At 68.1% G+C, this 22,308-nt stretch carries 17 protein-coding genes and 1 pseudogene; 16 read left to right on the top strand and 2 right to left on the bottom strand.

The window, feature by feature from the left end; all coding sequences use genetic code 11:
- Positions 1 to 3: 3 nt before the first annotated feature.
- The 7 genes and pseudogenes from ENSA7_RS46390 to ENSA7_RS30880 form a co-directional block, all read left to right on the top strand.
- A pseudogene (locus ENSA7_RS46390) lies at positions 4 to 654 on the top strand (hypothetical protein); the annotation flags it as partial.
- Positions 655 to 678: 24 nt separating this feature from the next.
- Entirely contained in the window at positions 679 to 1,530 is an 852-nt protein-coding gene (locus ENSA7_RS30905; RefSeq protein ID WP_106092993.1) for a right-handed parallel beta-helix repeat-containing protein, read from the top strand.
- A 36-nt stretch (positions 1,531 to 1,566) separates the two neighbouring features.
- The gene (locus ENSA7_RS44400; RefSeq protein ID WP_181234279.1) at positions 1,567 to 3,126 is read left to right on the top strand and encodes a right-handed parallel beta-helix repeat-containing protein; all 1,560 of its coding nucleotides are present in this window, start codon (positions 1,567 to 1,569) and stop codon (positions 3,124 to 3,126) included.
- Positions 3,127 to 3,169: 43 nt separating this feature from the next.
- Positions 3,170 to 4,681, top strand: a complete 1,512-nt coding sequence (locus ENSA7_RS30895; protein WP_106092991.1) for a DUF4215 domain-containing protein — start codon at positions 3,170 to 3,172, stop codon at positions 4,679 to 4,681.
- 2 nt (positions 4,682 to 4,683) lie between these two features.
- Positions 4,684 to 5,535 (top strand): hypothetical protein, encoded by an 852-nt coding sequence (locus ENSA7_RS30890; protein ID WP_106092990.1) that lies wholly within the window; start codon positions 4,684 to 4,686, stop codon positions 5,533 to 5,535.
- Positions 5,536 to 5,575: 40 nt separating this feature from the next.
- Entirely contained in the window at positions 5,576 to 6,937 is a 1,362-nt protein-coding gene (locus ENSA7_RS30885) for a sigma 54-interacting transcriptional regulator (RefSeq protein WP_106092989.1), read from the top strand.
- Positions 6,938 to 7,050: 113 nt separating this feature from the next.
- Positions 7,051 to 8,013, top strand: a complete 963-nt coding sequence (locus ENSA7_RS30880) for a penicillin-insensitive murein endopeptidase (RefSeq protein WP_181234278.1) — start codon at positions 7,051 to 7,053, stop codon at positions 8,011 to 8,013.
- Between the two features lie 3 nt (positions 8,014 to 8,016).
- Here ENSA7_RS30880 and ENSA7_RS30875 read toward each other — a convergent pair whose 3' ends face one another.
- Positions 8,017 to 9,045: an NAD(P)H-dependent flavin oxidoreductase gene (locus ENSA7_RS30875; protein ID WP_106092987.1), complete on the bottom strand. Its 1,029-nt coding sequence runs from the start codon at positions 9,043 to 9,045 to the stop codon at positions 8,017 to 8,019.
- Between the two features lie 44 nt (positions 9,046 to 9,089).
- The gene (locus ENSA7_RS30870) at positions 9,090 to 10,265 is read right to left on the bottom strand and encodes a Rieske 2Fe-2S domain-containing protein (RefSeq protein ID WP_106092986.1); all 1,176 of its coding nucleotides are present in this window, start codon (positions 10,263 to 10,265) and stop codon (positions 9,090 to 9,092) included.
- 215 nt (positions 10,266 to 10,480) lie between these two features.
- Here ENSA7_RS30870 and ENSA7_RS30865 point away from each other — a divergent pair, with 215 nt between their 5' ends.
- The 9 genes from ENSA7_RS30865 to hpf all read left to right on the top strand — a co-directional run bounded on the left by ENSA7_RS30865 (position 10,481) and on the right by hpf (position 22,307).
- Complete coding sequence (locus tag ENSA7_RS30865; protein ID WP_106092985.1) at positions 10,481 to 12,943, top strand: Hsp70 family protein; 2,463 nt, start codon at positions 10,481 to 10,483, stop codon at positions 12,941 to 12,943.
- 3 nt (positions 12,944 to 12,946) lie between these two features.
- Positions 12,947 to 13,393: a hypothetical protein gene (locus tag ENSA7_RS30860; protein WP_106092984.1), complete on the top strand. Its 447-nt coding sequence runs from the start codon at positions 12,947 to 12,949 to the stop codon at positions 13,391 to 13,393.
- Positions 13,390 to 14,931 (top strand): hypothetical protein, encoded by a 1,542-nt coding sequence (locus tag ENSA7_RS30855; protein WP_106092983.1) that lies wholly within the window; start codon positions 13,390 to 13,392, stop codon positions 14,929 to 14,931. The genes ENSA7_RS30860 and ENSA7_RS30855 overlap by 4 nt, the downstream gene beginning before the upstream one ends.
- 155 nt (positions 14,932 to 15,086) lie before the next feature.
- Entirely contained in the window at positions 15,087 to 15,509 is a 423-nt protein-coding gene (locus ENSA7_RS30850; protein ID WP_106092982.1) for a hypothetical protein, read from the top strand.
- Between the two features lie 72 nt (positions 15,510 to 15,581).
- Positions 15,582 to 16,391: a hypothetical protein gene (locus ENSA7_RS30845; RefSeq protein WP_106092981.1), complete on the top strand. Its 810-nt coding sequence runs from the start codon at positions 15,582 to 15,584 to the stop codon at positions 16,389 to 16,391.
- 60 nt (positions 16,392 to 16,451) lie between these two features.
- Positions 16,452 to 17,987 (top strand): acetyl-CoA carboxylase biotin carboxylase subunit, encoded by a 1,536-nt coding sequence (locus ENSA7_RS30840; RefSeq protein WP_106092980.1) that lies wholly within the window; start codon positions 16,452 to 16,454, stop codon positions 17,985 to 17,987.
- Positions 17,988 to 18,064: 77 nt separating this feature from the next.
- Complete coding sequence (gene pyrG / locus ENSA7_RS30835; protein ID WP_106092979.1) at positions 18,065 to 19,699, top strand: CTP synthase; 1,635 nt, start codon at positions 18,065 to 18,067, stop codon at positions 19,697 to 19,699.
- Between the two features lie 203 nt (positions 19,700 to 19,902).
- Complete coding sequence (gene rpoN, locus ENSA7_RS30830; protein WP_106092978.1) at positions 19,903 to 21,441, top strand: RNA polymerase factor sigma-54; 1,539 nt, start codon at positions 19,903 to 19,905, stop codon at positions 21,439 to 21,441.
- Positions 21,442 to 21,686: 245 nt separating this feature from the next.
- The gene (gene hpf / locus ENSA7_RS30825; RefSeq protein WP_106092977.1) at positions 21,687 to 22,307 is read left to right on the top strand and encodes a ribosome hibernation-promoting factor, HPF/YfiA family; all 621 of its coding nucleotides are present in this window, start codon (positions 21,687 to 21,689) and stop codon (positions 22,305 to 22,307) included.
- The last annotated feature ends 1 nt before the right edge of the window (position 22,308 follow it).

Raw genomic sequence — 22,308 nt, 5'->3', positions numbered from 1 at the left:
ATCATGCAAAAACAACTCATCATCCTCGGCGTTGGTTTTCTTCTGGGCTTGAGCGTCTCCGCGTGTGGAAACATCTCCGAGCCCGACCCTGATCACTGCACCAGCGCGGACGGTGCGGCCACCTGCGCTGATCGGTACGGCGACGCGCGCCCGTACTGCACGACCCCCGAGTGTGACCCCAGCGGTGAGGGGTTCGGCGGATGCGTGGAGGACGAGCCTACCGCTGAGTGCAACTACGCTTGCGGCGGGGACAAGAACATTCTCGATGATGACAGCTGCGTCGTCGCTGGCGACGGCGATGGGGACCCCACCGGCGATGGGGACGGGGATGGCGATCCTACCGGGGACGGCGACGGCGACACCCTCTGTAGTGGGCCGGCCGACTGCGTCGATCCGCTGGCGCCGTTTTGTGACCTCAGCAGTGGGTCGTGCGTGGACTGTGCCGGGACCGATGATGCGGATGGTTCGTGCGCGGGGCTGGACTCGAGCATGCCGGTCTGTGAGGCCGGGGTCTGCGTGGCTTGTACGGCTGACAAGGAGGAGGCGTGCGTGGGGGCTACGCCGATCTGTGATGTGGAGATGAATCAGTGCGTTGGGTGTTCGGATCATGATCAGTGTGCTGGTAGCGCGTGCAACTTGGCGAAGGGGAGCTGTGTTGATCCTGCTAACATCGTGCATGTGAACGGCACCAGCGACGCGAACTGCGCCGCGGATGGCGAAGGAACTGACGCGGCGCCGTATTGCACGCTCAGCCAAGCTCTGACCGCGGTGGATTCGAATTCATTGATCGTGCTTCACGAGATGCTGACCGGGCCACAGGTCTACAACGAATCCAACTCAGTACAACTCGACGTGGCCATACTTGCGGCGCCAGGCGAGACCCCAGTTGTCGAGGGGACAGGCGGCAACGCCGCCCTGACCGTCGCTAATGCGGGCAACCTGTACATGCGAGGCGTCACCATCTCGGGCACACAAAACGGCGGCGAGGGAATCGTCATCGCAGGCGGAGGTGCCTGGATTGAGGGTTCGCACGTGGTGAACAACTCCGGCGGCGGCATCGTCGTCGACGGCGGAGGTTCGCTGTTCCTCGAGAACAGCTTCGTCGGCGGCTCGGCAGATAGTCCTGCCGTTCGCGTTCCCAACGGAACCTTTGATCTGCTGTACGTCACGATGGGCCTTCCGGCCGTATTGGGCGGTCCGGCGCTCGAATGTAGCGACGGCACCATGAGCACCGTCCGCAACAGTCTCATCACCAGCACCCACTCTGATCCGGAGCTTGACTGCCCCAACGTCTCGATTAGCGCAAGTGCTCTCGAGGCGCTCGTCGGTGACAATGTCGCCCTCGGAGATGTCGAGGTCGGTTGGTTTGACGGGTACTTGTCCGGCGACTTTCACCTCTCCGGCAGTCAGCCAGCCGCCACCGACACCGCCGCGATCTGGCAATCCGGCGACCCCAGCACCGACATCGACGGCGACCCACGCCCGACTCAAGACGGCCCCGACTTCGCGGGCGCCGACGTCCTTCCGTGACAAGTTCTCGGCCGCCAAACACCCCGCACCCACGTCATGACGAAATCTAACGCCAATCTCGCCGTCGCGCTCACCGCCTCACTGCTGGCCTTCGCTGCTGGCGTGGTGGTGGGCTGTACTGACGTAGCCCCAGCCCCTGATCACTGCACCAGCGCGGACGGTGCGGCCACCTGCGCTGATCGGTACGGCGACGCGCGCCCGTACTGCACGACCCCCGAGTGTGACCCCAGCGGTGAGGGGTTCGGCGGATGCGTGGAGGACGAGCCTACCGCTGAGTGCAACTACGCCTGCGGCGGGGACAAGAACATTCTCGATGATGACAGCTGCGTCGTCGCTGGCGACGGCGATGGGGACCCCACCGGCGATGGGGACGGGGATGGCGACCCTACCGGGGACGGCGACGGCGACACCCTCTGTAGTGGGCCGGCCGACTGCGTTGATCCGCTGGCGCCGTTTTGTGACCTCAGCAGTGGGTTGTGCGTGGACTGTGCCGGGACCGATGATGCGGATGGTTCGTGCGCCGGGCTGGACTCGAGCATGCCGGTCTGTGAGGCCGGGGTCTGCGTGGCTTGTGCCGTTGATAAGGAGGAGGCGTGCGTGGGGGCTACGCCGATCTGTGATGTGGAGATGAATCAGTGCGTTGGGTGTTCGGATCATGAACAGTGTGCTGGTAGTGCGTGCAACTTGGCGGAGGGGAGCTGTGTTGTTCCTGCTAACATCGTGCATGTGAACGGCAGCAACAATGCGAATTGCGACCCAGGGGGCGGGGGGGCTGAGGCTACGCCGTATTGCACGCTTGGCCAGGCGTTGACCGCCGTTGATTCGAACTCGCTCATCATCCTTCACGAGGTGAACTCGCCCCCGTTCGTGTACCCTGATGAGTCCAATATGGTCCAGCTGAGCGTGGCCATACTTGCTGCCCCCGGCGAGACCCCAGTCCTGCGAGGAACATCCGCCACCGCCGCCTTGACCGTCGCTAATGCGGGAAGCCTATTCATGCGAGGCGTCACCATCTCAAACACCGCAAACGGCGGTACGGGAATCGTCATCGCAGGCGGCGGTGCCTGGATTGAGGGTTCGCACGTGGTGAACAACTCCGGCGGCGGCATCGTCGTCGACGGCGGCGGTTCGCTGTTCCTCGAGAACTCGTTCGTCGGCGGAAACGTCACCGACGTGGCGGCGGTAGATATCATCGATGGCGCGGCGAACGTGCTCTACTCAACCCTCGTTGCGGGTACCAAACTCGATGTCGACCCAAGGGCGCTCGGCTGCGGCCCTGGTGCCGAGGTAACGGTGCGCAATTCCATCCTCGTGTCTCCCGCGGCGGAGCCAGAGGTCCAGTGCGCGGCGGCGAGCATCGAATCGAGCGTGGTCGAGGACAACTCGCAGTTCCCAGGCAATGCCGAATCGCCGTTTATGTCGGCCTGGTTCGATAACTACGCGGCCGGCGATTTCCACCTCTCCAACACGCACCCAGCCGTCATCGACACCGCCGCGACCTGGCAATCCGGCGACCTGACCACCGACATTGACGGCGACCCACGCCCGACCACCCACAACGCCCCCGATTTCGCGGGCGCCGACGGAATACCGTGACGGATCCCGACCGTCCCGACACTACCCCGCTACCTCCAACGTCATGACCCCCCGCGTCCGACCCCACCACTTCTTGTTCCTCGCGTTCGCGTGCACCACAGCCGCGGGCTGCCGTTCCGATCAATCCGCGAACCCAGCCCACTGCCACTACGCCGAGGGCGACCTCACCTGCGCAGACCGCTACGGCGACGCACGCCCATTCTGCATCGGCCCCACCGAAGAGTGCTCGGAGACCGCCCCCGCGTACGGCTGCGTCGAGCAGCTCCCCCCAGTCGAGTGCTACAGCCCTTGCGGAGGCGGGGCGTACGCGGAGGAAGACGACAGCTGTCAGTCAGCCGCGGGCGACGAGTCGGAAGAATCGGCCGGCGCCGACCCGATATGCGGTGACGGCATCGTAGAGGCCGAAGAAGAGTGCGATGACGCCAATGAGGTCGACGACGATGAGTGCAGCAACACCTGCAACCTACCAAGCTGTGGCGATGGCATCGTGCAAGCCACGCTCGACGAGGCCTGCGACGACGGCAACACGGAGAGCGGCGACACGTGTGGCTGGAACTGCACGCTGCCGGGCACGGTGGTGTGGAGCAAGATCTACGAGTTCAAGCACTGCACCGACGCCGCGCTCGCGGTGACCTCCACGGGCAGCGTGAACATCGTGTACACCTGCGAGGATCCCCAGCGCGGGCTGATGGAGGTCGACGACAACGGCGAGGTGCTGTGGACCGATGAGACGCCAATGGTGACCAGCGGCAACCCCAGCATCGCGGTCTCGCAGTCCGACGCGAACGCGTTCGTGATCGGTGGCCAGCTCGCCACGAAGGGGCAAGTTCGCTACCACAGGGCCACCGGGATCTACGACTGGGTCGGCACCATCCCGCTCGATCCGTCAGCCGTATACGACGTCGCCATCGACGAGGCGGGCTCGATCGTCGCCGCGGGAGAGACCGACGGCGATCCGCTGCTCTACCACTTCGCGGCCAACGGTGACGTCAATTGGTCGTACGCGTACGACAACGGCGCCAGCTTCAGCTCCGTCACGACGGGACCGGACGGCCAGATCTGGGCGCTGCAGTCCAATTCGTTCAGGCTCCACAGCTACTCGGCTACGGGCGACCAGCTGTGGGTGTCGGAGATCTTCAGCGGCGGCACGAAAGCCGACATTGCGGTCGATCAAGCAGGCAACGCCTTCCTGCTCGGCAACTCGTCGGTCAGCGGCGAACATAACTTTCGGATTCAAAAGTTCGCCCTCGATGGCACTGAACAGTGGTTCAAAGCCCACCCCCCGAGCGGCGTGGCTGCCCCCGGTACCGCGATCGCGGCGCTGCCAAACGGCACCACGGTCGTCGCCGGGTACACGTACAATGACAGCGAGGAACAGGTCGGCCTGCTGAGCTGGCACTCGACCGCAGGAAGCAACTTGCACGAGCTCACCTACAGCGGTGAGGAGCAACCCACCACGCTGTTCGATGTCGCCGTCTCGGAGCAGGGCTTCGCGGTCGCCATCGGCCATAGTGGTCCAAACAAACAGCTGTACCTGCTAAAGGTCACGCTCTAACCATGAACGTCCTCCGTGCTCCCTTCATCGCCGCGCTGACGCTCGGATCGCTCTGCGTCGCGACCCCCGTCTCGGCCCAGGATCCTGTCACAAACACCGCACCATCCGAGTCTCCCCCGCTCACGGTCGCGCTCGAGCTCGGGGTCGACGGTCTGCCCAAGGACCTGCAGCCCGACGTGCGCTCGCAAGCCCAAGCCGAGCTCGAGGCCCTCGCCAAGACCCACGCGTTCACGCTCGTCACTGAGGGCGAGCCAGACCTCGTGATCCGAGCGAGCGTCTCACAGCCGAAGGGCCAGAGCTCGGTGTACCTCATCAGCTCCTCGGTCGAGTTCGACGGCGAGACGATCAGCGAGGCCCAAGAGGACGTCTGCCTGCGCTGCACGGCCCGCGAAGTCGCGGCGGAGAGCCTCGCGCTGCTCCCGGGAGCTGTCGAGCAGGCCCGCAAGGCCCGAGCGGCCGCGGCCCCACCAGATCCCGACGTGGTCGAGGAGGTCGAGTGCCCGCAAGCGCCGGTCGTGCCAAGCCGCGTCGCGCCGCTGGGCCCGGTCGGCTACGCCGGGATCGCCTCGAGCGCGCTCGGCCTCGGGGCGGCGATCGCCGGCGTCGTCGTGCTGCACCGCGGGGCCGTCGTCACCAGTGAGCCAGGCGCCCCCGTGCTCGCCATCACTGACTATCGACCCGCTGGCGTGGGGCTGCTGGGCGCGGGCCTGGGGGTCATGGTGATCGGCAATGTCTTGCTGGCGCTTGATCTCAGCGTGCTACACAAGCGTCGGGCCGCACCCACTGCGGGGATCACTGGTGTCGGCCTGACCACCAACAACGGCGCCGCGCTGACCGTTCAGGGTCGGTTCTGATCCTCGCGCCCACCCCAGCACAAAAGCCCACCACACCACGATGGCTGCGAAACCGACCAACGCCGACCTGACCGAGCCAACCACTGGCTCCGGTAGCACCAAGACCGCGCGGCGGGCCGGGCAATTGCGGGTTCGTCTGCTCGACGGGGAGACCGCGGAGTTCCCCCTCGCCAACGGACCAACCATCACCTTCGGGCGCAGCCGCGCGGCGGACGTGGTCATCAGCGATCAATCGGTGAGCAAGGTCCACTTCTCGCTGCGGGTCGTCGACGGTGGCGTCGAGCTCGAAGACCTGGGCGCCAAGAACGGCACCTGGTACGCAGGCCGGCGGGTCCGGCGGATCGTGCTCACCCGCGGCGACAAATTTTCGGCCGGCGGCTGCGCGATCGAGCTCGTCGAGATCGGCGAGGTCGACGTCGAGATCGCGGCCGAGTCCGAGTGCGGCCTGTTGTTCGGCGAGAGCTTGGCCATGCGCGAGCTGTTCGTCGCGCTGGCCAAGCTGGCCCCAACCCCGCTCGACATGCTGATTCAGGGCGAGACCGGCACGGGCAAGGAGCTCACGGCCCGGACGATCCACGATCTGTCGCTGCGACGCGACGCGCCGTTCGTGATCCTCGACTGCAGCACCTTGCCTTCTACGCTGGCCGACGCGAGCATCTTCGGGTTTCGACGCGGCGCGTTCACGGGCGCGGAGCACGACCAGCCCGGGTTGTTCGAGCAGGCCCACGGCGGCACCTTGTTCATCGACGAGATCGGCGAGCTGTCGGCCGAGCTGCAGGTCAAGTTCCTGCGCGCGCTCGATCGTCGGCAGGTCGCGCGGCTCGGCGAGCCCGGCAACCTGCGGACGGTCGACGTCCGGGTCGTGGCGGCGACCAACCGCGAGCTCTCGGCCGACGTCCGCAATGGTCGGTTTCGCGAGGATCTGTTTCACCGGGTCGCCGTCGCGTCGCTGCGCCTGCCGCCGCTGCGCGAGCGCAGCATCGACGTGATCGCGCTGGCCGAGCGGTTCTTGGATGTCATCGCCCAGGATCACGGCGAGCGGGTCAGCCTCGCCGACGACGCCAAGACCCTGATGGCCACCTACGACTGGCCCGGCAACGTGCGGGAGCTGAAGAACGCGATTCGCCGGGCAGCGTTCGTGTGCCGCGACCACGTGATCCGGTCCGAGGATCTCACGCTCGGCCGGCCCAACGGCTGGGGCTACAAGCTGGCCAAGGCGCTCGACGACGACAAGAACCACGAGTACGAGGATCTGCACATGCTGGTCGACAGCATCTACCTGCCGTCGGTCATGGCCGAGTGTCAGTCGATCAGCGCGAGCGCGCGGCGGCTGGGGATCACGCGTGGGCGGCTGCGGTCCCGGCTCCAGGCCCTGGGGCTGCACGACGTCAGCGACGACTGAACCCAGGCTCAGCGCAGGCTCGCCAAAAATTTGCTCGACACTGCGATCTTGTCCGACCGTGACGCATGCGTTGGCCCAGTCGGTGCTCGCTCGTGGTTCTGGCCGCCACACTGATGTCCAGTGGCGCGGCCGCGTCGGCCCACGCGGGCGGGGCGACCCACGTGGTCGTCAAGGGCGACTCGCTGTGGAAGCTGGCCGAGGCCCACGGCTGTACGGTCGCGCAGCTGCGCAAAGCCAACGACATGACCCGCGAGGACGCGCTGGTGCTCGGCACCGAGATCCGGCTGCCGAGCTGCACCGGGCCCAAGCTGCGCGAGCACGTGGTCGTGGAGGGCGACTCACTCGAGGCGATCGCAGCTCGATATGCGACCACGGTCGCGGCCCTGCGCAAGCACAACGATCTCGACAGCAATTTGATCCGGGTGGGCCAGCGGCTGCGCCTGCCTCGCGACGCGGGCGCCTCGCTGGTGCGCAGCGGGCAGAGCCACGGCAAGGTCGACGACGGCCGGCTCGAGGATCCCACGCAGCTGCCCCACAGCGCCGCCTACTACCGCCGCCGCCTGCCTCGGACCTACGCGAGCGAGCACCTGGTCGCGCACACGGTCCGCGTGGTCGAGGCCGTGCGAAACCAACGACCTGGCGTGCATCGCCTCGCGATTGGTGACCTGTCGGCCGAGACCGGCGGACCGTTGACCGGGCACCGCACCCACCAGTCGGGCCGCGACATCGACCTGGGCTTTTACTTCGTCGACGCCCCCGCGAGCTACCCCGCCGAGTTTGTCCCCGCGACCCGCGAGAACCTCGACGTCGCCGCGACCTGGGACCTGCTGGAGGGGTTCGTGCGCCTCGCCGATCAGCCGGGCGGAGTCGCGCTGGTCTACCTCGACTACGACATCCAGCGGCTGCTGTACCCGGCGGCGCGCCGCGATGGCTGGACCGTCGAGCAGCTCGCGGAGGTGTTCGAGTACCCCGATGGCCGCGGCGCGGACGGGCGGGTGGTTCGGCATCTGTGGAACCACCACGACCATCTTCACGTGCGCTTCGCCTGCCCGCCCGGCGACGCGAGCTGCCGCTGAGCGCTATTCGGCGAGTGGGGCCTCGGCCGACAGATCTGGGGTCTGCGCGGCGATCAACGCGGCCGCGTAGCGCTCGACGATCGCGCCAGCCGGCTCGACCGCGGCGATCCCATCGACGCTGCGCCCGGCCTGAAAATAGTCACGATAGCTGGTGCCCTCGAGCGAGGCGTTCTTCAGCTGCCACATCGATCGCAGCGAGTAGAAGGTGCGCATCCAGTGCTTGGCCTTGGGGTGCTTGAGCAGCTGCCTGGCGACCGGACCCGCCTTGGTGCCGATCGCCCGCACGTAGTCGGTCTTGATCACGGCGACCGGAACCCCGGAGATGCGCTCGGTCAGCACGATGTCTTCGGCGGCGGCCCGCACGATCGCGCGCTTGTAGTCGTCGTGGGCCCGACACTCGGTGGTTGCGATGAAGCGCGTGCCCAGCTGCACGGCGGCGTAGCCGAGATCGAGCGCGTCGACGAAGCGCTGCTCGTCGCCGATCCCACCCGCGCAGACCAGCGGCACGCCGAGGTCGGCGAGCGAGTCGTAGAGCCGGCGAGGATCGAGCTGGCCCGCGTGCCCGCCGGCCCGACGATTGACGCAGATCAACCCGTCGACGCCGCCATCGAGCGCCTTTTGTGCCCACTTCCGCTCGGTCACGTCGTGGTAGACGACGCCGCCAAACGCATGGACCTTGTCGACGACCCAGCGCGGGTTGCCGAGCGCGGTCACGAAGAAGCGCACGCCCTCCTCGAGCGCGATGTCGATCCACTTGCGCATCCGATCTTCGTAGACCTTGGACGACGCCTCGACGATCGCGTTGAAGCCGATCGGGTTGGAGGTCACGCGCTTGATCTGCCGCAGACCCTCGCGCAAGTCCTTCTTGTGCACGTAGATCATCGACAGCGGCTGGACCACACCGATCCCCCCGGCGGCCGAGACCGCGGCGATGAGCTCGGGGTTGGAGCAGGGATACATCGCCCCGCAGATCAGCGGGACCGTGGCTCCGGTGTCGCGAGTGAACGGCGTCGGCTGGGGCTGGGCGGGCACGGTCGGCTACATAGCAAAGCGCGCAGGCTGGCGCGAGGGCGCGCTCACAGCCGCTTGACGCGAGTGCAGAGCCCCGCGTCGCCAGCGTGTGCGGGCGCGTCGAGGTGCGCCTGCCAGCGCTCGATCGTGAGCCGCTCGAACAGCCGGACCGACGGGTTGAGCTCGGGGATCGGGCGGTCGAAGTGCTCGCCCATGATCGCGTCCTGCTCGCCCTCGACCGTCGCGCCGTCCTGGCGAAAGATCTCTTTGGTCACAGGCCGAACCGCCGGCGCCCACAGCTTGCTCATGAGCGCGCGCGGGACCGGGCGACCGAGCACGGGCAGCTGCGGCGCCTTCCAGAATTGCACGGAGAACACCCGGGTCCGATCGGGCGCCTGCGGCAGCATGAAGTTGCACGATCGGATCCGATCGTTGGAGAGCGCGCGCTGGTACGGGTAGTCGTAGACCATGTGGGTCTCGCTGGTCTCGCGCGAGCCCGGTGACCCGAACACCTGCTTGTAGACGCCATACAAGCCGGGATCCCGCCGCAGCGTGTGGTGCCAGTTGAGCTCGAGCCGATCGCCGTCGAGCGAGTGATGGGTCAGCGTGGTCTGGTCGTACGGAACCCAGCGACCGTGCACGTACAGGTGCGTCAGGTTGCACAGGTTGTCGATGACCATGTAGTGGTGGGCCTTCCAGGTGTAGTCGAACCGGATCGCGGCCCAGCTGTCCTCGCCGTCGCCGTGCTCGATCTCGACGAGCGGCACGCGCTCGGCTGCGGCCGGCTCGCCCATGTAGCCCCAGATCAGGCCGTAGCGCTCACGCACTGGATAGGCGCGGATCGACAGCACGGGCAGCTTCTTGCCGAAGTGGTCGTGCTTCATGTCGACGAGTCGGCCGCCCTCGTCGTAGCTCCAGCCGTGGTAGAGGCACACGAGCTCGCACTCGCGCACGTGGCCCATGGTCAGTTTGATCTGTCGGTGCGCGCAGCGATTCTCGACCGCGCGCGCGCGGCCGTCGGTGCCGCGGTACAGCGCGATCGACTGGCCCCAAAACCGAGTCTCGACCACGTCGCCAGGCTTGACCGCGTCGCTCCACTCGAGCGGGTACCAATAGTTGGGGTTCATGCCCGCGAGCCGGGCCCGGTGTCGAGTCGCCGTGGCCGTGGCGAAGCTCGGAAGCCGAGCGTGAGCCGGCTCCTGTGCGCCAGCGCTGGGGTCTCGCGAATGACCGTCTGCCATCGCGCGGACCCTACCCCAACCACCACCCCAATTTCTGAAGTTCAGATGACCTCCGCGGCGGGCCAGCCCGCTGTCGTCACCCCGAATTCCGTGTAAATTGTCGTTCACGACCCGGCGAGCGCGCGATCGGCCCACCGGCGTCGGCCCCCGCGCGTGCTAGGGTTGGTCGCCCCCCTTCACAGACGCCCGCAGTGGACGGGCAAGGTCGCACACGCATGTCGGACAAGCCCCTCTACGTCGGCTTCGACCTCGGGACCACCAACTCTGCAGCCGCCGTGTTCGACGGCGACCAGACCCGGGTGGTCCGCAACAGCCAAGGCAGCAACTTGACCCCCTCGGTCGTGCGCATCGACGCCCGCGAGCGGGTCACGGTCGGGGCCAAGGCCCGGCGCTTCATCGAGCGCGACCCTGCCAACACCCACAACGAGTTCAAGCGCTTGATGGGAACCGGCAAGGCGCTCGAGTTTCCGGGGCCCAAGCTGACCCGGCGACCGGCCGAGCTCGCCGCAATGATCCTCGCGTCGCTGCGCAAGGACGTCGAAGATCAGTTTGGGTTCGCGCCGATCCGCGCGGTGATCTCGGTGCCCGCGCTGTTCGAGCTGCCCCAGAGCGCGGCGACCTCCGAGGCCGCCCAGCTCGCTGGGTTCGAGCGGGTCGAGCTGCTGCAAGAGCCGATCGCGTCGGCGCTCGCGGCCGGCTGGTCAGCCGAAGACGACGGCGGCGCATGGCTGGTCTACGACCTCGGCGGCGGGACCTTCGACGCGTCGTTGCTCGAGACCGCCGACGGGTTCCTGCGCGTGGTCGGTCACGACGGCGACAACTTCCTGGGCGGACGCGACTTCGACTGGGCGATCGTCGACTGGGCGATCGCCAAGGTCAACGCGCGCGACGGCGTGCAGCTGAGTCGGGCCAATCCGGCCCACGCCGGGGCGATCCGGGCGATCAAGCAGGCCGCCGAAGAGGTCAAGATCGAGCTGTCGCGCAGCGCCGAGGCCGTCCTGGTCCCGGCCGGCGAGCTCGAGGTCGACGGGCAGGCGATCGAGATCGAGCTCGAGATCGATCGGGGCACGGTCGAGACCCTGTGCGGCGGCCTGGTCGAGCGATCGGTCGAGGTCTGCCGCCGGTTGCTGAGCCAACATCGGGTCGAGCCGGGGTCGCTCGATCGCATCGTATTTGTCGGCGGCCCAACCATGATGCCGTTCCTGCGCGATCGCGTGGGCAGCATGCTCGGGGCGGCGATCGCCGAGGGCCACGATCCGATGACGCTGGTCGCCCAGGGCGCCGCGATCTATGCCGCGACCGCCAACCTCGACGCCCGCCCGGCCGAGCTGACCGCGTCGAAGCACCGCGGGCGTCGGCTGTGGCTGCAGTTCCCGGCGGTGTCCTCGGATCTCAGCCCCCACGTGGTCGGCCGCGTGGTCGACGGGCCCGGACCCAAGCCGGTCAACCTCGAGCTCCACCGCGGCGATGGGCTGTGGCACAGCCAGTCGACCGCCGTCGATCACGAGGGCGGCTTCGTGCTCGGGGTCGACCTGCTCCCGCGCAAGTCGAACGTGTTCAAGCTCGTCGCGAGCGACGCCGACGGCAACCCCGTGCCTGTCGATCCGCCCACGATCACGATCGTGCAGGGCGTGACGATCAGCGATCCACCGCTGTCGCGCACGATCGGGGTCGCCCTGGCCAACGACGCGGTCCGGGTCTACTTCGAGCGTGGGACTCCGCTGCCCGCCAAGCGGACCTTCACCCACAACACGGTGGAGTCGGTCGCCAAGGGCACCGAGGACAGCGTGCTCAAGATCCCCGTGGTCCAGGGCGAGTACGACCGCGCGCACCTGTGCCGGTTGGTCGGCACCCTGGAGATACCCAGCACCGAGATCACCGCTAGCCTCCCGGCTGGCGCCGAGGTCGAGCTGACCCTCGAGCTCGATCGCGGCGGTCGGCTGTCGGCCCGGGCGCTGGTCCCCAGCCTCGATCAGGTGTTCCAGGAGGTCGCGCACCTGCTGGTCCCGGCCGCCGATCCCGAGGTCTTGCAGGCGATCGCGGAGACCATGCGGGCGCGGCTGGTGACCCTGCGCGGCGACGCGTTTCGCAACGGTACGCCGCAGATGCTCGGCGCGCTGGATCGGGTCGAGCAGCGACTCGCGGAGGTCGAGGGTGACCTCGAGGCCACGCGCGGCGGCAACGAGGACGCGGGCCAACGGGCGCGCCGCAGCCTGCTCGAGCTCGACGCCGAGCTCGAGCAAGTCGAGCAGGTCAAGCGCTGGCCCGAGCTCGAGGAGCGCAAGGTCCGGACCATGACGTGGGCCTCGGCCTGCATCAGTCAGTACGGCACCCCCCGCGAGCAAAAATTGTTCGAGGAGGTCAGCGACGCGATCGATCGGGCCGCGGGCGAGCAGGATCCCCGCGAGCTCCAGCGCCAGCTGCGACTGGCCAATCAGCTGGGCGAGACCGCGTGGTACCGGGATCCCTCGACCTGGGAGTACCTGTTCGAGGACGCCGCCTCGAAGGCCGACTCGGCCACGGACCTCCCGCTCGCGCAGTCGCTGGTCCGCGAGGGTCGTCAGGCGCTCGCCCGCGACGACAACCAGGCGCTGCGTCGGGTCACCGAGCGGCTCTGGCGACTGCTGCCCGCCGACGTGAGCACGCGCCGACAGAGCTTCGACTCGGGAGTGCGCTAGGCGATGGCCGACCGGTCCAAGCACGCGCGTGGGCATGGCGGCGACGAGCACGGCGACGCGGCGTGGCAGCGGCTCGCACACAATCCCTTCTATGTGCTCGAGCTGCGGCCCGACTGCTCGCGGGCCGACGTCGAGCGCCAGGGACAAAAGCTGATCGGCATGCTGGAGCTCGAGCTGTCGGGGGCGCTGCGCTATCGCTCGCCGCTCGGCGAACACCCGCGCTCGTCCCAGCTGGTGCGCGCGGCGATGGCCGAGCTGCGCGATCCCAACCGGCGGCTGCTCCACGAGCTGTGGGCCACGCTCGACCCGACATCGCCCGGACCGGCGGCGCCCGCTGACGACGGACTCGACGGGCCGGATCCAGAGCTCGAGTCAGGCCCGGCGTCGATCGATCTGCGCCCGTTTCCGGCCCTGCGCGTGCTGGGGTTTGGCGACTGGAGCGAGCGGTGAACCCGGCCATCTTCGCCGGCCTGATCGTGGCCGTGCTGGCGGCGACCGGGAGCGGCAAGCACAAGCCAAACGCAGCGGTCGCGTCGGGGGGCGTGGCCGCGTGGTTGGTGTGGTTCATCCTCGGACCGGTCTTCATGCTCGAGATCGGGCTGCTGATCGAGGCGATCACGACGGGCGACTGGGGGTCCGCGCTCGTCGCCCTGGGGTTCACGCTGGCGACCGCGATCGTGCTGTTCCCCTGGCCGATCGCGCGTGGACTGCTGATCCCGGGTGGCCGCGTGAAGCTGGCCTGGGCGGTGACGCGGCTGAGCTTTTGGGTGTGGCGCCGCGACGTGCGGGGCGGCGCGCTCGTGGCCGCGAGCTGGGCGTTGACTCGGCGGGCTCAGCGGGGCGGCCGCGTGTCACCCCAGCTGCTGGCCTGGATCGAGCGGCGGATGGCGGCCACGCCGGTCGGCGAGGTCCGCTGGCGACTGGGCGGCGCGGGCATCGTCGCGGCGGGCCTGCTGGCCGAGGGTCGCGGCGATCGAGATCAGGCCCGCCAGTTGTTGTCATCCGCCGGCGAGCTGTCCGAGCCGACCTGGCCGCGCCACGCGATCGCGCTGGCGTGGACGTGGCTCTGCGCCGAGGCGGTCGAGCGTGGGGCCTGGCGAGAGGTCGAGTTTCTGGCCCGCACCGCGCCGATCGAGGCGTCCGCGACCAAGTTCTTGGGCGCGGTCGCGGCCAGGCTGACAGGCATCGCTCCGCTGCCGAGCAACCTGGAATTGCGATGGCGGTGGTTGGTCGCGCCCCGGCGGATCGCCACCGCTGAGCTGCTGCGCCGCGCGCTCGCGACCCCGGCCTCGCCGCGCGCGAGCCAGGCTCGCGCGAAGGTATCGACGCCGACGTTGCCGAGCGACGAGCCGCTGCTCGCCGCGATGACCCTGCACGCGCACACCCTGACCCGCGACCCCAACGGGCTCACCCGCGACGACCTCGGTCAGCTCGCGCGCGCGTGGGACATCGCGCTCGCCGACCCCGAGCTGCCCCGCCGCCTGCTCGATCGAGCGGCGGTGCTGGGCGCTCACGCTGGTGAACAACACACAGATCAGCTGGCCGAATTGGTCCGGGACGATCTGCTGGCGCTGGTCCGCGCGGCCAACCTGCAGCTCGGGCAGCTCGGTGACGACAGCGAGCTGCTGGGGCGCGCGGCTCGACGCCTGCACGGCGAGCTGCTCGACGCGCTCGAGGTCGCGACGGGCGCGCTCGAGGGTCGGATCCAGGCCAAGCGCGAGCTGCCGACGCTCGACGAGTGGCAGAGCTTCGTGAACCTGCGCGAGCAGTACATGGAGGCGGTCGCGTTCGGCGGTCTGCCCATGCGTCGGCTCGCGTTCGGCAGCGTGCACGGGCCAGTCTGCTCGCTGGCGGTGTGGCTGTGGAACGACCGCAGCGAGCGGGCGATCGGCAACGCGATCTTCAATTGGCTGCTGGCCGAGGCGGTGATCGTGGACGACGCCGAGGCGATCCGACTGCAAGAGCGCAACGTCGACTGTGGCGTCTGACTCGTCCTCGGATCACCGCGTGCCGGACAGCTCGATCTTCGGGCCAATATCCAGACCAGATAACGTGCAGCGGCGCAGCCCCGAGCGCGGCAGGTTTGGCTTGACACCCCCCGTGGAGCCTGGCAGAACACCTGAACACAGACGCAGGTGTTCAGATGACTAGTTCTTCGAAATCCTCCGGAGCCGCCGCAGCCCCACCCCCAGACCCCGTTCAGGCTGTCCTGGACCTGTTCGAGGGCCCCCTCGCGGACATTCAGTTCCCTGACCTCGACCGCGAGACCCTGCGCGAGGTCGCGGGCGAGGTCGAGCGGCGCCGCGCGGAGCTGTGCGCCGCGCTCGAGACCGTGCAAGCGGCCCGCAACAACCTCGACGATGGCCAGGCGGCGCTGCTCGAGCAGGTTCGCCGGGCCCACGCGTACGCCAGCGTCTACGCCGAGGGCGACGAGGCGCTCAGCGCCGCGCTCGCCGACATCAAGCTCGACGCCCGCAAGCTCGCGCCCAAGCAAAAGCGCGGTCGTCCGCGCAAGAAGAGCGGCAAGCAACAGACCAGCCTGTCGGTCGCCGAAGACGCCGCGTGAGCTCGAGTTCTCCCGTTCACACGAGCCCCGCCTGTCGATCCCGTCGATCCCGTCGATTCCGTCGATACCGTCATGGTGCACGCTGCCCAGAGTCTCGCGCCTCAGCCCCCGATCGAGCTGCAGTTCAGCGTCGACGATCAGCCGGCACAGATCTGCGAGCGGGTCGCCAGCTATGCGCTCCGTGAGGCCGAGGCGATGGGCAGCCGACGCTTCTTTGCGGCCGTCGCGGTCGCGCTTGGCCGCGCGTTGGTCGGCGCCAGCGCGCTCGAGGCCGGGGCCGCCCTCGCCCAGGAGTTGGCCCGTCACGCACGTGAGGCGTGGGTCCGCGATGGCATCGACCGCGGGCTCGACCTGTTTGGCAGGTGCGTGGACGAGACCGGGCGTCGCTGCGTCGCCGCGCTGGTCGCCGAGTACTTCGGCTGGCGCGAGCCGCCTGATCTGTTCTTCCACCGGATCGGGTCGATCCTCGTTGGCCGCGACGCGGGCGAGCTGGTGCGCCTCGCGGTCATCACCTCGGGGTACGCCCGCACGCCCAAGCCCGCGACCGACGAGCTGCGCCTGCTCGCGTCGGTCCCCTGCCTCGATCGCGCGGGCTCGGCCCGGACCCGCGGACTCGGCCTGCCGCCCAGCCATGAGCGCCGCCTGACGATCGTCGCGTTCGCCGGCGAGCCCCGGCGCGAGCGACTGCGCAGCGCGACCGAGATCCCCAGCCTGGGCAGCGATCACCTGGTCAGCTCGCTGGCCCGCGCCCAGCTCGGTCAGCTCGCCGAGCCCGAGCCCAGCGAGGTCCCGCTCGTCGGTCGCCCGCTGCTTTGGTTTCCACCACAGGCCGACCACGATCTGCGTCGTCTGCACTTGTTGCTGGCAGGCGCGATCGCGTGATCGCGTGAACCCGGCGACGCGCTCGACACCGACACCGCCACGCGCGAAGCTACCGCTCGCGTGAGCGAGCGAAAGCCCCCCTTTGGCAAGATCCTGGTCGCCAACCGCGGCGAGATCGCCCTGCGAGTGTTTCGAACCTGCCGCGAGCACGGGATCCGCACGGTCGCCGTCTACAGCGACGGGGATCGCCACGCCGCGCACGTCGCCGGAGCTGACGAAGCGGTCCACATCGGGCCCACGCCGTCGGCCCAGAGCTACCTGCGGGCCGAGAACATCATCGCCGCCGCCAGGCAGACCGGGGCCGACGCGATCCACCCTGGCTACGGGTTCCTGTCCGAGCGCGCCAGCTTCGTCGCCGCCTGCGAGGCCGCCAACATCGTGTTCATTGGCCCGGGCGCCCACGCGATGGAGCTGATGGGCGACAAGGTCCGGGCCCGCAAGGCGATGCTCGCGGCCGGGGTGCCGCTGGTGCCGGGCCGCGAAGATCTCGTCGATGTCGCCGCCGCGCTCGGGGCCGCCCGTGAGATCGGCTACCCCTTGATGCTCAAGGCTTCGGCCGGCGGCGGCGGCAAGGGCATGCGCGTGGTCAACGACGACGACCAGCTGCGGCGCGGGTTCGCGGCGGCCCAGCGCGAGGCCGAGGCCGCGTTCGGCGACGGCCGGCTGTTCGTCGAGCGGGCGGTGCTCGGCGCCCGCCACGTCGAGATCCAGCTGATGGCCGACCGCCACGGCCAGGTCGTGTACCTCAACGAGCGCGACTGCTCGGTCCAGCGCCGGCACCAGAAGGTCATTGAAGAGGCGCCGTCCCCCAGCCCGCGAATGACCCCGGCGATCCGTCAGGCGATGGGCGAGGTCGCCTGTCGCGTGGCCAAGGCCGTCGACTACGTGGGCGCGGCCACGGTCGAGTTCCTGTTCGAGGAGCACGAGCACGGCGAGCCGAGCTTCTACTTTCTGGAGATGAACACGCGGCTGCAGGTCGAGCACCCGGTCACCGAGATGACCACCGGCCGCGACCTCGTGTGGGACATGATCCGGGTGTGCGCGGGCGAGCCCCTGGGATACTCGCAGGCCGACGTGCGCCTGGATGGGCACGCGATCGAGTGTCGGATCTACGCCGAGGACGCGCTGCGCTTCCTGCCCAGCCCAGGGCCGCTGCTGCGCCTGCGCTGGCCCGAAGGGCCGGGCGTGCGGGTCGACGCCGCGGTCCGCGAGGGCAGCGAGGTGTCGAGCCACTACGACCCAATGATCGCCAAGCTCGTGACCTGGGGGCCCAGCCGCGCCGTCGCGATCGAGCGGATGCGTCGGGCGCTGCAAGACACGGTCGTGCTCGGGATCGAGTGCAACATCAATTTTCACCTGCGCGTGCTCGCCGAGCCTGACTTTCGCGCGGGTGAGTTTGACACTCACTACATCGACGCTCATCCGGCGCTCACCCAGGCGACGGATCTCGCCGAGGATCACTCACGCGCGGCGGCGGCTGCCGCGGCCGCAGTAGTCTCACGCGTGGCGACTGCCCGCCGCAGCTCGGGCAACCCGGCGAGCGCTGATCAGCCCCACATGTCCGCGTGGCAGCGAGCGGTCCGGATCCGCGGCTGAGCCGGCGGACCTGGGTCGACCGCGAGTCAGCTCGCGGCGCTTGACCCGGCTGTCCGATCGTGCCAATCCGAGCGCCCGTGCGGCGGCAGAGTTCCCCCAAGCGGACCAAGTTCATCTTCGTGACCGGCGGCGTGGTGTCGTCCCTTGGCAAGGGGCTGTGCGCCGCTTCCCTCGGCGCGCTGCTCGAGAACCGTGGTCTCAACGTTGGTCTGCAGAAGCTAGACCCTTACCTGAACGTGGACCCGGGCACGATGAGCCCGACCCAGCACGGTGAGGTGTTCGTGACCGACGACGGGTGCGAGACCGATCTCGACCTCGGCCACTACGAGCGGTTCGTGTCGCACCGGATGTCGCGACACAGCAACTACACGTCGGGCCAGATCTACAGCGCGGTGCTCGAGAAGGAGCGCAAGGGCGACTACCTCGGCCAGACCGTGCAGGTGATCCCGCACGTCACCAACGAGATCAAGCAGGCGATCCTGACCGCGGCCGAGGGCACCGACGTGCTGATCTGCGAGATCGGCGGGACCGTGGGCGACATCGAGTCGCTGCCCTTCCTCGAGGCCGTTCGTCAGCTGCGCTTCGAGCTCGGCAGCGACAACGCGATCTTCGTGCACCTGACGCTGCTGCCGTACCTGCCCACGGCCGGCGAGATCAAGACCAAGCCGACCCAGCACTCGGTTATGAAGATGCGCGAGATCGGGATCCAGCCCGACATCTTGGTGTGCCGGGCCGACCACCCGATCGAGTCCGACATCCGCGAGAAGATCGCGCTGTTCACCAACGTGGCGCTGGCCCACGTGATCCCGATGCTCGACGCCGCGACGATCTACGACGTGCCGCTGTCGCTGCACGAGAGCCGGCTCGACGACGCGGTCTGCGAGCTGCTCAACATCTGGAGCCGCGAGCCGCAGCTGCACGAGTGGCGGCGGATCGTCGACGTCATCAAGAACCCCGCCAACCAGGTCAAGATCGGGGTGGTCGGCAAGTACGTCGATCTCCACGAGTCGTACAAGAGCCTGTCCGAGGCGCTGGTCCACGGCGGCATCGCCAACAACGCGGGCGTGCAGATCGTGTTCCTCGACGCCGAGCAGATCTCGACCCGGGGGCCCTCGCTGCTCGCCGAGCTCGACGGGATCTTGGTCCCGGGCGGGTTCGGCAAGCGCGGCAGCGCGGGCAAGATCGAGGCGATCCGCTGGGCCCGCGAGCACGAGATCCCGTTCTTTGGGATTTGTTTGGGCATGCAGCTGGCCGTGATCGAGTACGCCCGCAACGTCGCCGGGATCGAGGACGCGCAGAGCACCGAGTTCGAGGACAACCCCGCGCACCCGGTCATCGCCCTGATGGACGAGCAAGAGAAGGTCACGCACAAGGGCGGGACCATGCGGCTCGGCGCCTACGGCTGCGAGCTGATCCAGAACACGCTGGCGCGGCGGATCTACGGCGAGCCCCACGTGTCCGAGCGCCACCGCCACCGCTGGGAATTCAACAACGCCTACCGCGAGCCCCTGCGCGAGGCTGGCCTGGTGCTCAGCGGCATGTCGCCCGACGCCAAGCTCGTCGAGATGATCGAGCTGCCCGCGAGCAACCACCCCTACTTCATCGCCTGTCAGTTTCACCCCGAGTTCAAGAGCCGGCCCACCGCTCCGCACCCGCTGTTCACGGCCTTCGTCGGCGCGGCGCTCGAGCACGCCAAGCTCCGCGGTAGCTGAGGGTCGATCCTGGTTGATCCTGGCGGTCGGCTGGTCGGTCTCCGGCGATCGCCAAACACCCTCTCGCTAGTTCCGCAAGCGCAATCAGCCGCGCGATCACGATCCGCGCCCAGCGGCCCCGCTGATTTGACGACGATCGGGGCACCCCGAGCCGATTTCCCGCTTTGGGTGGTGTAGCCGATCTGCTAACGTGATCGTGCCTCATGGTCCTGCACATGCGCCAAGAGCTGCGAATGTCGCAGCAGCTCGTGATGACCCCGCAGCTGCAGCAGGCCATCAAGCTGCTGCAGCTGTCGCGCATGGAGCTGCAGGATCTGGTGCGCAACGAGCTGCTGGAGAACCCGCTGCTCGAGGAGTCCCAGGAGATGGGCAGCTCCAACGAGGAGCCCGTGTCCGCCGTGGAGATGCAAGACGGCGTCGAGCAGCAGGGCGACTCGGGCGAGGGCAAGCCCGCCGAGCAGCCCAGTCAAGAGGTCAAGGCCGACGAGCCCAACGCCGACAATTTCGACTGGGAGGCCTACCTCGAGCACCACTCGCTGTCGGGCGCCCTGCCGTCGAGCGCCGTCCGCCCCGACGACGACCTGCCTGGCCTCGAGCAGACCATGGCCGACGAGGAGACCCTCGTCGAGCACCTGATGTGGCAGGTGCGGCTGTCGAATTTCAGCAGCCTCGAGGAAGACGTCGCCGAGTACATCGTGCGCAGCCTGTCGCCGTCTGGCTATCTGCGCGGCGTCACGCTGCCGCAGATGGCACGCCGCCTCGGCTGCTCCACGCTGCTGGTCGAGCAGGTCCTGCGCCGGGTCCAGCAGCTCGATCCCCTGGCGATCGCCTCGCGCAACCTCGCCGAGGTGCTGTGGATCCAGGCCCGCCACCCCGAGCACCCGATCGACGACCCGCTGGTGCTCGCGATCATCGCCAAGCACCTGCCCAACCTCGAGAAGCGCGCCTACCCCGTCGTCGCCCGCGACACCGGTGAGGCCCTCGAAGAGGTCTACGAGGCCACCAAGATCATCATGGGCCTCGAGCCCCGCCCGGCGCGCCAATTCGTGTCGGAGTCGCCGCAGTACGTCACGCCCGACGTGTACGTGCACAAGATCGGCGAGGAGTACCTCGTCACCCTCAACGACGACGGCCTGCCGAAGCTCAAGATCTCCAACTACTACAAGGCCGCCATGCTCGCCGACACCAAGGGCAAGGGCAGCGGCAAGGGTGCGGCCGGCAAGGGCCCGGGCAAGGGGGACGGCGGCCAGGCCAAGGACTACATCACCGAGCGGTTGCGCTCTGCGCAGTGGTTGATCCGGTCGATCCAGCAGCGCCAGCGCACGATCCTCAAGGTCACCAAGTCGATCCTCAAATTTCAGCGCGAGTTCTTCGAGAAGGGCCCGCAGCACCTGCGCCCGCTGATCCTCAAGGACGTCGCCGAAGACATCGAGATGCACGAGTCCACGGTCAGCCGCGTGACCACCAACAAGTACGTGCACACGCCGCAAGGCATCTTCGAGCTCAAGTACTTCTTCAACGCGGGGATCTCCAAGCGCGGCGGCGGCGAGCTCGCGTCCGAGGCCGTCAAGGACAAGATCAAGCGTCTGGTCGACGGCGAGGACACCAAGAAGCCCTACAGCGATCAGAAGCTGGTCGAGCTGCTGCGCGACGACGGCATCAAGATCGCCCGGCGCACCGTCGCTAAATATCGAGAACAGCTCCACCTGTTGTCGAGTTCAAAGCGACGTAAGCTATTCTGAGCGCACCGGGATCATCAGGATCATCACGAACTGCCAGCCATCTTGCACGCCTGTCCCGACACCTCGCCCCACCCCGAGCTCCCAGAGCCCGGCAGTCAAGACAATAGCGGGCGAGGAGCCTCGCCCGCGCTGAAAACCCCCTTTTCACCCACTACTCTCGCTTCGAGGTCCGCTTTGGGATTAGCCAAGGCCGCCGCGAGGTCGAGGGAGTCGAACATCAATTCGGCATACGGAGGTAGCACTACATGCAAACCCAATTCGTGTTCCGCCACATGGACTCATCCGATGCACTGCGCAACTACGCAGAGGAGCGCCTGAGCAAGATCAAGCGCTACTTTTCGGATCCTCTCAAGGTCAGCTGCACCTTCTCCGTGGAGAAGATCAACCACATCGCGCAGTTTGACGTCACGCTGCGCAATGGCCTGCAGCTGCACTCGTCGGAGACCACCGAGAACATGTACAGCTCGATCGACATGGCGCTGGCCAAGATGGAGCGGCAGGTCCGGCGCTACAAAGATCGCATCACCACGCACAAGCCCCACAAAGGCAAGATCGCGCGGGTTCGCCAGACCGTGCTGGCCGGTGATTCCTTCGAGGAGCCCGAGACCATGGTCGAGGCCGAGCGGCGCCGCGCCGCCGAACAGGCGGCGGGAGCGGTCGCCGACGAGGCCACCGCGAACATCGTGCGCGAGCGGGAGTTCCGCGCCGAGCGGCTCACCGTGCAAGACGCGGTCATGCAGCTCAACCTGATGCACAAGCAGTTCTTGGTATTTACCAACACCGAGACCGGCGACATCAACGTGATCTACAGGATGGACGAAGACTACGGGCTCATCGAGACCCGCGGTCACGTCGAAGACGCGTGAG

It is taken from the genome of Enhygromyxa salina (assembly GCF_002994635.1).
Classification (GTDB): domain Bacteria; phylum Myxococcota_A; class Polyangia; order Nannocystales; family Nannocystaceae; genus Plesiocystis; species Plesiocystis salina_B.
The sequence above is the reverse complement of the archived record's forward strand: the minus strand, read 5'-3'. Positions and strand labels throughout refer to the sequence as shown.